Genomic DNA, 13,067 nt, shown 5'->3' with positions numbered 1-13,067 from the left:
TCCATTGATTGAGCGAGGCTACCTTACTCCGCCGCCGCCACTTTTTTCATCGGCCGCCGCTCCAGCAACTCCTTGAGGAATTGTCCCGTATAGGAGCGCTTCTCCTTGACGATCATCTCCGGCGTGCCCGTGGCAACGATCTCGCCACCGCCATCACCGCCTTCGGGACCGAAGTCGAGTATCCAGTCAGCAGTCTTGATGACTTCGAGATTGTGCTCGATGACAACAACCGAATTGCCCTGGTTGACCAGTTCGTGCAGCATTTCCAGAAGCTTGGCGACGTCGTGGAAATGCAGACCGGTGGTCGGTTCGTCGAGAATGTAAAGCGTGCGGCCTGTAGATCGCTTCGACAGTTCCTTGGCTAGCTTGACGCGCTGCGCTTCGCCACCCGAAAGCGTATTGGCTTGCTGGCCGACCTTGATATAGCCGAGGCCGACATCCTTCAGGGATTGAAGCTTGTCGCGCACGGCGGGAACGGCCGCGAAGAAATCGACACCTTCCTCGACCGTCATATCGAGCACATCGGCAATCGATTTGGTCTTGAAGGTAACGTCCAGCGTCTCCCTGTTGTAGCGCTTGCCGTGGCAGACGTCGCAGGTGACGTAGACGTCGGGCAGGAAGTGCATCTCGATCTTGATGACGCCGTCGCCCTGACAGGCCTCGCAGCGGCCGCCCTTGACGTTGAAGGAGAAGCGACCCGGCTGATAGCCACGCGCCTTGGCCTCCGGCAGGCCGGCGAACCAGTCGCGGATCGGTGTGAAGGCTCCGGTATAGGTCGCCGGGTTCGAGCGCGGCGTGCGGCCAATCGGCGACTGGTCGATGTCGATCACCTTGTCGATATGCTCGAAGCCGTCGATGCGGTCGTGATCGGCCGGGATTTCGCGTGCGCCCATGACGCGGCGTGCGGCCGACTTGTAGAGCGTCTCGATCAGGAAGGTCGATTTGCCGCCGCCGGAAACGCCGGTAACGGCGGTAAAGACGCCGAGCGGGATCGCAGCAGTGACGTCCTTGAGGTTGTTGCCCCTGGCGCCGACGACCTTGATCTCCTTGCCCTTCTTGATCTTGCGGCGCTCGTTGGGAACCGGCACGCCGAGTTCGCCGGAGAGATATTTCCCGGTCAGCGACTTCGGGTTTGCCATGATCTCCTGCGGTGTGCCATGCGCCACCACCTGGCCGCCATGGATGCCGGCGGCGGGGCCGATATCGACCACGTCATCCGCCGTCATGATCGCATCCTCGTCATGTTCGACGACGATCACCGTATTGCCGATGTCGCGCAGATGCTTCAGCGTTTCCAGCAGGCGGGCATTATCGCGCTGATGCAGGCCGATCGAGGGCTCGTCAAGGACGTAGAGCACACCCGTCAGACCTGAGCCGATCTGCGAGGCCAGGCGAATACGCTGGCTTTCGCCGCCGGACAGCGTGCCGGAATTGCGCGACAGGCTCAGATATTCGAGGCCGACGTCATTAAGGAAGCGCAGGCGATCGCGGATCTCCTTCAGGATACGCACCGCGATCTCGTTCTGCTTGTCGGTGAAGGTCGCCGGCAGCACGTCGAACCAGTCGCGGGCAATCCGGATCGACATTTCCGCGACTTGGCTGATGTGCAGCTTGTTGATCTTGACCGCCAGCGCCTCCGGCTTCAGGCGATAGCCATTACAGGCCGGGCAGGGGGCAGCCGACATGAAGCGCTCGATCTCCTCGCGTGCCCAAGCGGAATCCGTTTCCTTCCAGCGCCGCTCGAGGTTCGGCACGATGCCTTCGAAATTCTTGTGCGTCGTGTAGGAGCGAGCGCCGTCGGCGTAGTGGAACTCGATCTTGTCCTCGGTGCCGTTGAGAATGACGTCCTTCGCTGTATCCGACAAGTCGCTCCAGCGGCTGCCGAGCTTGAAGCCGTAATGCTTGCCGAGTGCTTCCAGTGTCTGATTGTAATAGGGCGAGGTCGATTTGGCCCAGGGAGAGATCGCGCCGTCGCGTAGTGTCCGTTCCGGTTCGGGTACGATCAGCGCGGGATCGATCTTCTTCAGCGAGCCGAGGCCATCGCAGGACGGACAGGCGCCGAAGGGATTGTTGAACGAGAAGAGGCGCGGCTCGATTTCCGAAATGGTAAAGCCGGAGACCGGGCAGGCGAATTTTTCCGAAAACAGCACGCGCTCATGCGTTTCGTTCAGCGACTTGTTGGCGGAACCACCGGCGGAGGTCTCCTCCGGCGGCAGCGGCTTGTCGGCAAATTCTGCAACAGCAAGGCCATCGGCCAGACGCAACGAGGTTTCGAAGCTGTCCGCCAGGCGGGCCGCCATGTCGGGTCTGACGACGATGCGGTCAACCACGACATCGATATCGTGCTTATACTTCTTGTCGAGCGCCGGCACATCGGCGATTTCGTAGAACTGCCCGTCGACCTTGACGCGCTGGAAGCCCTTTTTCATGAGCTCCGCCAGTTCCTTCTTGTATTCGCCCTTACGGCCGCGCACGAGCGGCGCCAGAATGTAGAGCCGGGTGCCTTCCTCGTAGGCGAGCACGCGGTCAACCATCTGGCTGACGGTCTGGCTCTCGATCGGCAGGCCAGTCGCCGGCGAATAGGGCACGCCAACGCGGGCAAACAGCAGGCGCATATAGTCGTAAATTTCGGTGACGGTGCCGACCGTCGAGCGCGGATTGCGCGAGGTCGTCTTCTGCTCGATCGAAATCGCCGGCGACAGGCCGTCGATCTGGTCGACGTCAGGCTTCTGCATCATCTCCAGAAACTGCCGCGCATAGGCCGACAGGCTCTCGACATAGCGACGCTGCCCCTCGGCATAGATCGTGTCGAAGGCGAGCGAGGACTTGCCCGAGCCGGAAAGGCCGGTCATGACGATCAGCTTGTTGCGCGGAAGGTCGAGATCGATGCCCTTGAGATTGTGCTCGCGCGCGCCACGTATGGATATAGTCTTCAGTTCACTCATCGTCGTCCGCTTGGTCCCTTGATGTCTGCCTTTATTTAGTGATGCCGGGCTGTGAGTCGAGGCTGAAATGAAGGGCAGCGTCAGGTTTTCGATTCGGTTGACAGGATCATAGGGATAAAATAGAACAAAGAAAGAACAAAATTCCTTGTGGATGAAGCTCCCTTGGATGATTGCTTAAATAGCACCTGATGGCGGCAATGGTCTAAGGTGCGCGGATAGAATTTCAGAGCCGTCGATGGGCGGCAAGTAGGGTGGTGTCATGGCCGGCAGTGTGAACAAGGTAATTCTGGTTGGAAATCTCGGGGCGGACCCGGAAATTCGCCGCACGCAGGATGGCCGTCCGATCGCCAATCTCAACATCGCGACATCGGAAACCTGGCGAGATCGCAATTCCGGCGAGCGCAAGGAAAAGACCGAATGGCACCGTGTGGTGATCTTCAACGAAGGTCTCTGCAAGGTCGCCGAACAGTACCTGAAGAAGGGCGCCAAGGTCTATATCGAAGGCGCGCTCCAGACCCGCAAGTGGCAGGATCAGAACGGCCAGGACAAGTATTCGACCGAAATCGTGCTGCAAGGCTTCAATTCGACGCTGACCATGCTGGACGGTCGCGGTGAAGGCGGTGGCGGCGGTAATCGTGGCGGCGGCGGTGATTTTGGTGGCGGTGATTACGGCGGTGACGACTACGGCCAGCCCGCGCCGTCATCCGGCGGAGGCCGCAACGCTGGTGCAAGCCGTGGCGCTCCCGCAAGCAGCGGTGGCGGCAGCAATTTCTCGCGTGATCTGGACGACGATATCCCGTTTTGATCGAGCGGCCCTGATCGAGAGATCATACAGAATTGTGTTGAGCAGCCCGCCTTTCCCGGCGGGCTTTTCTATGCGAGCGTGAGGGCGGACCGCACGCCGTCCACGACGAATTGGGCGGCAAGTGCTGCGAGTATGACGCCGAGCAGGCGGGTCAGGATGGCGCGGCCGGTTGCTCCCAGCATGCGGTCGAGCCTGTCGGAGATTGCGAGCGCCGCGAAGACAAGCCCGAGATTGACGGCGATGACGCCGATCAGCTGTGCCCGGTCGAATGTGGTCTGCAACGAACCGGCAAGCAGGATGGTTGCCGAAATGGCACCGGGGCCGGCGATCAATGGCAAGGCGAGGGGGAAGACCGCGATATTGTGGATATGATCCTTGGTGATCGCGACCTCGGTCGTCTTCTCCTTCCGGTCCTGCCGCTTCTCAAACACCATCTCGAAGGCGATCCAGAAGAGCAGCAGGCCGCCGGCAATGCGGAAGGCGCCAATGGAGATGCCGAGGATGCCGAGCACGCTGGCGCCGAACAAAGCGAAGGCAGCCAGGATGAAGAAGGCGATCAGGGATCCGCGCAACGCCACCTGCTTGCGTTCGGCCCGGTTCATGCCCGCCGTGAGGCCGATGAAAAGCGGAGCGAGACCTGGCGGATCGACCGTGACAAGCAGCGTCGTGAAGGCATTGATTAGCGTGTCCGCGCTCGCCATATGTTCCCCAGCCATTTGTTTTCTATGGTTGTTGACCCATTGATATGCGAGGAATGGGCTTTCGCAAAGCGCAATGCGGCCAATCCGGGACGTGCTGCCACGGAAATGTTCGATTTAGCGGGTTAACAGGGCAAAAGCCTGTTCAAAAGCACCCGCCAAAATTGGCGCTCGCAAGGCCTTTCGGCTATAAATTTCGCAGTGATTCTAAAAGAGATCGTGATCTGTTTTGACTGAGCAAACACCACCCGGCGGCGGGAAGCTCCCGCCAGGCATCGAGCCAATTTCCATCATGGAGGAAATGCAGCGGTCGTACCTCGATTACGCGATGAGCGTGATCGTCAGCCGCGCGCTTCCCGATGTTCGCGATGGTCTCAAGCCCGTTCATCGACGCATCCTCTACGGCATGTCGGAACTCGGGATCGACTGGAACAAGAAATATGTGAAGTGCGCCCGCGTAACCGGTGACGTGATGGGTAAATACCATCCGCACGGTAACCTCGCGATTTACGACGCGCTCGCCCGCATGGCGCAGCCCTGGTCGCTTCGCCTGCCGTTGATCGACGGGCAGGGCAATTTCGGTTCCGTCGATGGCGATCCGCCGGCGGCCGAACGTTATACGGAATGCCGCCTGCAGAAGGTGGCGCATTCGCTGCTCGACGATCTCGACAAGGAAACCGTCGATTTCCGTGACAACTACGACGGCACGCTGAGCGAGCCTGTCGTCGTGCCGGCAAAGTTCCCGAACCTGCTCGTCAACGGCTCCGGCGGTATCGCTGTGGGCATGGCGACCAATATTCCGCCGCATAACCTCTCCGAAGTGATCGATGGCTGTATCGCGCTGATCGACAATCCGGCGATCGAACTGCCGGAGATCATGCAGATCATTCCAGGTCCGGATTTCCCGACGGGCGCCAAGATCCTCGGCCGCGCCGGCATCCGCTCGGCCTATGAGACAGGGCGAGGCTCCATCGTCATGCGCGGCGTCGCTGCGATCGAGCCGATGCGCGGCGACCGCGAGCAGATCATCATCACCGAAATTCCCTATCAGGTGAACAAGGCGACGATGATCGAGAAGATGGCCGAACTGGTGCGCGAAAAGCGCATCGAAGGCATCTCTGATCTGCGCGACGAATCCGACCGCCAGGGCTACCGCGTCGTTGTCGAGCTGAAGCGCGACGCCAATGCCGACGTCATCCTAAACCAGCTTTACCGCTATACGCCGCTGCAGACGTCTTTCGGCGCCAACGTGGTGGCTCTGAATGGCGGCAAGCCCGAACAGTTGACCCTGCTCGACATGCTGCGCGCCTTCGTGTCCTTCCGCGAAGATGTCGTCAGCCGCCGCACCAAGTACCTGCTGCGCAAGGCGCGAGAACGCGCTCACGTCCTGGTCGGTCTCGCCATCGCCGTCGCCAATATCGACGAAGTCATCCGCGTTATCCGCCGCGCCCCCGATCCGCAATCGGCGCGCGAAGAGCTGATGACCCGCCGCTGGCCGGCGGAAGATGTCGAATCCCTTATCCGGCTAATCGATGATCCGCGTCACCGCATCAACGAAGACGGCACCTATAATCTTTCGGAAGAGCAGGCGCGCGCCATTCTCGAGCTGCGTCTTGCCCGCCTGACGGCACTTGGCCGTGACGAAATCGGCGACGAGCTCAACAAGATCGGCGCTGAGATTAAGGATTACCTCGACATTCTCTCGTCGCGTGTCCGTATCCAAACTATTGTAAAAGAAGAGCTTATTGCCGTTCGCGACGAGTTCGGAACGCCGCGCCGCACCGAGATCGTCGATGGCGGTCTCGAGATGGACGACGAGGATCTGATTGCCCGTGAGGACATGGTCGTCACCGTTTCGCATCTCGGCTACATCAAGCGCGTGCCGCTCACCACCTACCGCGCCCAGCGCCGCGGCGGCAAGGGTCGCTCCGGAATGACGACGCGCGACGAAGATTTCGTTACCCGGCTATTCGTTCTCAATACGCATACGCCGGTGCTGTTCTTCTCGTCGCGCGGCATCGTCTATAAGGAGAAGGTCTGGCGCCTGCCGATCGGCACGCCGACATCGCGCGGCAAGGCCCTGATCAACATGTTGCCGCTGGAGCCCGGCGAACGCATAACCACGATCATGCCGCTGCCCGAGGATGAGACGAGTTGGGACAATCTCGACGTCATGTTCTCGACGACGCGCGGCACCGTGCGCCGCAACAAACTGTCGGATTTCGTGCAGGTGAACCGCAACGGCAAGATCGCCATGAAGCTCGAGGAAGAGGGCGACGAAATCCTCTCCGTCGAGACCTGCACCGAACATGACGATGTGCTTCTGACGACGGCGCTTGGACAGTGCATTCGCTTCCAGGTCTCGGACGTGCGTGTCTTCGCCGGCCGCAATTCCATCGGCGTTCGCGGCATCTCGCTGGCCTCGGGCGACAGCATCATTTCGATGACCATCGTCAACCATGTGGATGCCGAACCCTGGGAGCGCGCTGCCTATCTCAAGCGCTCGACCAGCGAGCGTCGCTCGACCACGGGCGAGGAAGAGGAAATTGCGCTGGTTGGCGAGGAAGTCACCGAAGAGGGACAGCTGAGCGATGAGCGCTATGAACAGCTGAAGGCACTGGAGCAATTCGTGCTGACAGTTTCGGAAAAGGGTTTCGGCAAGCGTTCGTCTTCCTACGATTTCCGTATCTCCGGCCGTGGCGGCAAGGGTATCCGCGCCACCGACACGTCGAAGACTGCCGAGATCGGCGAACTGGTTGCCGCCTTCCCGGTCGAGGAAAGCAATCAGATCATGCTGGTGTCGGATGGCGGTCAGCTGATCCGTGTTCCGGTCGGCGGCATTCGCATCGCGAGCCGTGCCACCAAGGGCGTTACCATCTTCTCGACCGCTAAGGACGAAAAGGTTGTTTCGGTTGAGCGCATCAGCGAGCCGGAAGGTGATGATGACGCCGTCGAAGCAGATGCTGAGGATGGTGTGCCGAATGGAGAGGCCGAGGCGCCTGCAGGCGAGGCCGAAGAAGGTGCCAGCGAGGAATAGCTCGCGCTCTTCGTAAACCAAATGGAAAACGGGCGGCTTGGCCGCCCGTTTTTTTGTCTATTTGGTAGTAGATGCCAGCAATCGAGCGCCGGCATCTGTGGATCCCGGAATGCAGTATGCGTCCTCGCCATGCTGAAAGCCTTCCATCATCCGCCGTCTGCGGGTGACAACAGGGCCGATGCCTTCTCAAGGTGCAGATAGTCGCAATGAAAGATCAGGGGAGTTTCTGTCGCGGAGGTCGGCCGGGAACTCCGATTTTTGCAACCATTCAAAGTAGCTGGGCGTCAAAGAACGAAGCTGCGGCCCTTGTCACCGAGCGGCGGCTTCTCGCTGATTTCATGATTTCCGCTGTGCAGCCACTGCATAGAAAAAACCGGACGCTGGGGAGCGTCCGGTTTGAATGGTCCCGGGCGCCTGGAGGGCCGCGCGCGGGTGGGGAGATTGCCAGGAACCCTAGGGGTCAGAGTGTTCCGTGACGCTTGTTCAGCTTCTTGCTCTCTTCGCTTTCGCGATGGAGCGCCGATATGGTGGATGCGACGGACACAACGAACATGCAGCTGATGAAAAGCGTAAGCACCGTTAATATCGTGAACATGATCGCTCCCTTCCTCTCGTGGAACTAGCGTTCAGATCCCTTTAGTATTGGCTGGAGGCGGTAAAGGAACGAGCCGAAGCAAAGGGACCATAGATCTTCGACTGGTCAGGCTTTTGATCGTAAAGCGCGATCGTTGCTGCAAGCATTCCGGAAATCATCGTCATCCAAACAACGTTAATAAGGGTGATCTTGTCGGGCATACTCTTTTTCCTTCTTACAGCAACGTGCAAATTTAAGGTTCGTACTTTAACGCAGCGGCTCGTGAATGGTTCCGCCATATGTTGGCCTCTATTTACCAACGCCCATCTGAAGCAACCTTGAATGCCTTGTTCATCTGGCGTTCAGATTCGCGATGCGTTTTGCGCATGGCGCTGATGATTTCTTGAGCAGAAATGCCGCCATCCCTGTCGACACGGCTTACCCATTCGATTTCATAGTTGTTCGCGAACAGGTGAGCGACGTGTTCGATGACGAGAGAGCCGACAATGGCGACTGCGACGATGAGGACCAACATGGCCTGTTATTCCTGAGCGGGAGGCGGATGAGCCGGTTAACTCGGCCCGTTTCGATGTTGCGGTGAGTAAAGCATTGTCGATCTGAAACGGGCTTGAACGCTGCATTCATCTGTCGTTCAGAGGCCATCGCCGGGTTGTAAATGACTTGCGAGAAGGGGCTATCCGTGACAAAAGGCGTCGAAACAACGAGCCGGCTTGGTATGACGACAGCCTTTTATCCCGGATCCTTCGATCCCATGACCAATGGACATCTGGACGTCCTCGTGCAGGCGCTGAATGTCGCCTCCAAGGTCATTGTCGCGATCGGTATTCATCCCGGCAAGAAGCCACTTTTTTCCTTCGAGGAACGGGCCGAACTGATCAACCGGTCGCTTGCCGATGCACTGCCGAATAAGGCAGCCGATATTTCCGTCGTTTCTTTCGATAATCTCGTGGTCGACGCGGCGCGCAAGCATGGCGCGAGCCTCCTGGTGCGCGGCCTGCGCGATGGCACCGATCTTGATTATGAAATGCAGATGGCGGGCATGAACCGGCAGATGGCGCCGGATATTCAGACTCTGTTTCTGCCCGCCGGCACGGCGTCGCGGCCCATAACCGCCACATTGGTGCGGCAGATCGCCTCCATGGGCGGCAATGTCAGCGCCTTCGTCCCGCCAGCGGTTCTTGAAGCCCTGACTGGCAAGTTAAAAGATCCGGCCAAATAAAATCCAGGCCGAAATCCATTTCCCGAACGGAGCACCCATGAAACTGTTTCATATCGCATTGGCAGGCTTTCTCGGCCTCGCCGCCTTCGCAGGCAGCGCCATCTCGGCTGCGGCAACCGATCTTCTGACGATCCAGCTGAAGGATGGCCCGGTTGTCATCCAGTTGATGCCCGAAGTTGCTCCGAAGCATGTCGCGCAGATCGAAGCGCTGGCGAAAAAGGGTGCGTATGACAATGTTGTCTTCCACCGCGTCATCGATGGTTTCATGGCCCAGACCGGCGATGTCCAGTACGGCAACACGACGAAGGGTTATGACGCCGCCAAGGCCGGCACCGGCGGTTCCGATCTTCCTAACCTTCCGGCCGAATTCTCCAAGGTTCCGTTTACGCGCGGCGTCGTCGGCATGGCGCGCGCCCAGGATCCGAATTCCGCCAATTCGCAGTTCTTCATCATGTTCGCCGATGGCGATTTCCTGAACGGCCAGTACACGGTCGTCGGCAAGGTCGTCTCGGGCATGGAACTCGTCGACAAGATCAAGCGCGGCGAGGGCCAGAACGGCGAAGTGAGCAACCCGGACAAGATGGTCAAGGTTACCGTCAGCAAGAAGTAATTTCACAGGCATGATCCCAAAAAGTGCCATGCGGTTTTTGGATAAGATCATGCCAAACCAAGCGACATGATCCCCAAAAGTGTGAAGCGGTTTTGGGGATCATGCGTAATCAAACATAGAACGAGGAAACGAAAATGGCTGAGATCAAGGATCCCGAAAACACCCTCATCCTGGAAACCACCAAGGGCGAAGTTGTCATTCAGCTCCTGCCGCAGGTCGCTCCCGAGCATGTCGCCCGCATAAAGGAACTCGCTCGCGAAAAGGCCTATGACGGCGTTGTGTTCCACCGCGTCATCGACGGCTTCATGGCCCAGACCGGCGACGTGGAGCATGGCAAGGTCGGCGGCAATACGGCCCGCGCTGGTACGGGCGGCTCCTCCAAGCCGGACCTGAAGGCTGAATTTTCCGCCACCACGCATACGCGCGGCACCTGCTCGATGGCGCGTTCGCAGAACCCGAACTCGGCCAACTCGCAGTTCTTCATCTGCTTCACAGATGCACCTTGGCTGAACAAGCAGTATTCGGTCTGGGGCCAGGTGATCAGCGGCATGGACAATGTCGACAAGATCAAGCGCGGCGAGCCGGTGAAGGATCCGGACTCGATCGTCTCCGCGCGGATTGCCGCCGACGTCTGATTGTGATTATTCCTGAAACCCGCCTCTTGCGTCTTTGGCGCGGGGGCGGGTTTCGCTTTGCCTGGATTGCCTGAATGCGTGTTGACCTTTTCGATTTCGACCTCCCGGACGAGCGTATCGCGCTCCGGCCCGCCGAGCCGCGCGATAGCGCGCGCCTGCTCGTGGTCGATCCGAATGCCGAGATGGTCTTGAGCGATCGCCAAGTCCGCGATCTCCCGTCCTTCCTGCGCCCCGGCGACGCTATTGTCTTCAACGATACGAAAGTTATACCCGCCCAGTTGGAAGGCATTCGTCATCGCGAAGGCGCGCCCGGCCAGCAGGTCTCGGCGACGCTGCATATGCGCGCCGCACCCGATGGCTGGAAGGCGTTCGCCAAGCCGGGCAAGCGCATCAAGATCGGCGATCGCATCCAGTTCGGCCATGGCGAGAATGTCTGCGCTCTCGGCGCGCTTGATGCTGTGGTCGAGGAGAAGGGCGAGGGCGGCGAGATCACGCTGCGCTTCGATCTTTCTGGTCCGGCGCTGGACGAGGCGATTGCTGGGGTCGGCCATATCCCGCTGCCGCCCTATATCGCCGCCAAGCGTCCGGAAGACGAACGCGACCGCGCCGATTACCAGACCATCTATGCCCGCGAGGAGGGTGCCGTCGCCGCGCCCACCGCCGGCCTGCATTTCACCCCGTCGCTGTTTGCCACGCTGGACGCTATGGGCGTCGAGCGGCATTTCGTGACGCTGCATGTCGGTGCCGGCACATTCCTGCCGGTCAAGGCAGACGACACCGAAGACCACAAGATGCATTTCGAGATCGGCCATGTCGATGCGGAGACAGCGGAAAAGCTGAACGCCGTGAAGGCGAGGGGCGGTCGCATCGTCTGCGTCGGTACCACGTCGCTGCGGCTGCTCGAAAGTGCCGCCGCCGAGGATGGTACGATCAAGCCCTGGTCTGGCGCGACTGGCATCTTCATTACGCCCGGCTACCGTTTCAAGGCGGTCGATCTGCTGATGACCAATTTTCACCTGCCGCGCTCGACGCTATTCATGCTGGTGTCGGCCTTTGCCGGCCTCGATACCATGCGCGCGGCCTATACCCATGCTATTGAGACGGGCTATCGCTTCTATTCCTATGGCGATGGCAGCCTGCTCCACCGGAAAGACTAAGACGAGATGAGCGAGAGCTTTCAGTTCACATTGAAGAAGACCGATGGCGGCGCCCGCCTCGGCGAAGTTTCCATGCCGCGCGGCACCATCCGCACGCCAGCCTTCATGCCGGTCGGCACGGTCGGCACCGTTAAGGCTATGTATCTCGACCAGGTGCGCGAGAGCGGCGCCGACATCATCCTCGGCAATACCTATCATTTGATGCTGCGCCCGACAGCCGAGCGCGTCGCCCGTCTTGGCGGCCTGCATGAGCTGATCCGCTGGCCTCATCCGATCCTGACCGATTCCGGCGGCTTCCAGGTGATGTCGCTGTCCGGTCTGCGCAAGCTCGATGAGCAGGGCGTGACCTTCAAGTCGCATGTCGACGGCAGCCTGCACCATATGTCGCCGGAACGCTCGATCGAGATCCAGGGCCTGCTCGGCTCCGATATCCAGATGCAGCTTGACGAATGCGTGGCTCTGCCTTCGACCCCGAAGGAGATCGAGCGCGCCATGGAAATGTCGCTGCGCTGGGCCGAGCGATGCAAGGTCGCCTTCGGCGACCAGCCCGGTAAGGCGATGTTCGGCATCGTGCAGGGCGGCGACGTGCCTGATTTGCGCGTCCGCTCGGCGCAGGCGCTGAGCCAGATGGATCTCAAGGGCTATGCCGTCGGTGGCCTTGCCGTTGGCGAACCGCAGGATGTAATGCTGCGCATGCTGGAAACCACCCTGCCGGAACTGCCGACTGAAAAGCCGCGCTATCTGATGGGCGTCGGCACGCCGGACGATATCCTGAAATCCGTCGCCCGCGGTATCGACATGTTCGACTGCGTGATGCCGACCCGCTCCGGTCGCCACGGTCTGGCGTTTACCCGCCGCGGCAAGGTCAATATCCGCAACGCCCGCCACGCCGAAGACATGCGCCCGCTCGATGACCAATCGAATTGCCCAGCCTCGCGCGACTATTCACGCGCCTATCTGCACCATCTCGTCCGCGCCAACGAGGCGCTCGGCGGCATGCTGCTCTCCTGGAACAATCTCGCCTACTATCAGGAACTGATGCAGGGCATCCGGCAGGCGATCGCCGAGGGCCGTTTCGCCGACTTCATGGCGGAGACGCAGGAGAACTGGGCGAGGGGCGATCTCGAGCCGGTTTGAGATGCGTCTGGCTGACCACTTTGGTTCTAGTCCACCGTTCGCAGTCCTTGCGCCTGCCCAAAATCGGCGCTAATCGGAATTGTCGAAAAAGGCAGGGTCGGTTTCGGTAAGCCCGACCCCTTCTATCTGGAAGCTCTGTTCCGCGCCTTGGCGCGAGTACCCACGACGCGGAAGCTCGGTCATACCGGCCGAGCCGCCCGCGTTGGTGTGGGCGATTTCGGCCGGCATA

Annotated in this window: 12 protein-coding genes; 7 read left to right on the top strand and 5 right to left on the bottom strand. The window is 60.0% G+C overall.

All coding sequences use genetic code 11. The features are described 5' to 3' along the window. Nucleotides 1–23: 23 nt before the first annotated feature. Nucleotides 24–2,945, bottom strand: coding sequence for an excinuclease ABC subunit UvrA (gene uvrA / locus AB6803_RS06805; protein ID WP_371108162.1), 2,922 nt, complete (start codon nucleotides 2,943–2,945; stop codon nucleotides 24–26). Between the two features lie 259 nt (nucleotides 2,946–3,204). Here uvrA and AB6803_RS06800 point away from each other — a divergent pair, with 259 nt between their 5' ends. Further along, entirely contained in the window at nucleotides 3,205–3,750 is a 546-nt protein-coding gene (locus AB6803_RS06800; RefSeq protein ID WP_371108161.1) for a single-stranded DNA-binding protein, read from the top strand. Between the two features lie 68 nt (nucleotides 3,751–3,818). Here the strand turns inward: AB6803_RS06800 and AB6803_RS06795 are convergent, their stop codons facing one another. Beyond that, complete coding sequence (locus AB6803_RS06795) at nucleotides 3,819–4,451, bottom strand: MarC family protein (protein ID WP_371108160.1); 633 nt, start codon at nucleotides 4,449–4,451, stop codon at nucleotides 3,819–3,821. 226 nt (nucleotides 4,452–4,677) lie between these two features. On the opposite strand from AB6803_RS06795, the gene gyrA reads away from it, so the two are divergent. Further along, a complete protein-coding gene (gene gyrA, locus AB6803_RS06790) occupies nucleotides 4,678–7,485 on the top strand; it encodes a DNA gyrase subunit A (RefSeq protein ID WP_371108159.1) in 2,808 nt (935 codons plus the stop codon). 460 nt (nucleotides 7,486–7,945) lie between these two features. Here the strand turns inward: gyrA and AB6803_RS06785 are convergent, their stop codons facing one another. The 3 genes from AB6803_RS06785 to AB6803_RS06775 form a co-directional block, all read right to left on the bottom strand. After that, nucleotides 7,946–8,080 carry a hypothetical protein gene (locus AB6803_RS06785; RefSeq protein WP_371108158.1) on the bottom strand — a complete coding sequence of 45 codons (135 nt, stop codon included), beginning with the start codon at nucleotides 8,078–8,080 and terminating at the stop codon, nucleotides 7,946–7,948. A 41-nt stretch (nucleotides 8,081–8,121) separates the two neighbouring features. Continuing rightward, nucleotides 8,122–8,280 (bottom strand): hypothetical protein, encoded by a 159-nt coding sequence (locus tag AB6803_RS06780; protein ID WP_007696021.1) that lies wholly within the window; start codon nucleotides 8,278–8,280, stop codon nucleotides 8,122–8,124. Between the two features lie 92 nt (nucleotides 8,281–8,372). Next, nucleotides 8,373–8,594, bottom strand: a complete 222-nt coding sequence (locus AB6803_RS06775) for a hypothetical protein (RefSeq protein WP_371108157.1) — start codon at nucleotides 8,592–8,594, stop codon at nucleotides 8,373–8,375. A 201-nt stretch (nucleotides 8,595–8,795) separates the two neighbouring features. Between AB6803_RS06775 and coaD the strand changes: the two genes are divergently transcribed. The 5 genes from coaD (at nucleotide 8,796) to tgt (ending at nucleotide 12,838) form a co-directional block, all read left to right on the top strand. Next, nucleotides 8,796–9,299 carry a pantetheine-phosphate adenylyltransferase gene (coaD, locus tag AB6803_RS06770; protein ID WP_371108156.1) on the top strand — a complete coding sequence of 168 codons (504 nt, stop codon included), beginning with the start codon at nucleotides 8,796–8,798 and terminating at the stop codon, nucleotides 9,297–9,299. Nucleotides 9,300–9,336: 37 nt separating this feature from the next. After that, nucleotides 9,337–9,909: a peptidylprolyl isomerase gene (locus AB6803_RS06765; protein ID WP_371108155.1), complete on the top strand. Its 573-nt coding sequence runs from the start codon at nucleotides 9,337–9,339 to the stop codon at nucleotides 9,907–9,909. Nucleotides 9,910–10,043: 134 nt separating this feature from the next. Beyond that, nucleotides 10,044–10,544, top strand: coding sequence for a peptidylprolyl isomerase (locus tag AB6803_RS06760; RefSeq protein ID WP_153365644.1), 501 nt, complete (start codon nucleotides 10,044–10,046; stop codon nucleotides 10,542–10,544). Nucleotides 10,545–10,618: 74 nt separating this feature from the next. Continuing rightward, nucleotides 10,619–11,701 (top strand): tRNA preQ1(34) S-adenosylmethionine ribosyltransferase-isomerase QueA, encoded by a 1,083-nt coding sequence (gene queA / locus AB6803_RS06755; protein WP_371108154.1) that lies wholly within the window; start codon nucleotides 10,619–10,621, stop codon nucleotides 11,699–11,701. Nucleotides 11,702–11,707: 6 nt separating this feature from the next. Then, nucleotides 11,708–12,838: a tRNA guanosine(34) transglycosylase Tgt gene (tgt, locus tag AB6803_RS06750; RefSeq protein WP_371108153.1), complete on the top strand. Its 1,131-nt coding sequence runs from the start codon at nucleotides 11,708–11,710 to the stop codon at nucleotides 12,836–12,838. Nucleotides 12,839–13,067 lie beyond the last annotated feature (229 nt).

It is taken from the genome of Rhizobium sp. RCC_161_2 (assembly GCF_041355235.1).
Classification (GTDB): Bacteria; Pseudomonadota; Alphaproteobacteria; order Rhizobiales; family Rhizobiaceae; genus Rhizobium.
Note: the sequence above shows the minus strand (reverse complement) of the source record. Positions and strands in the feature narration are given on the sequence as shown.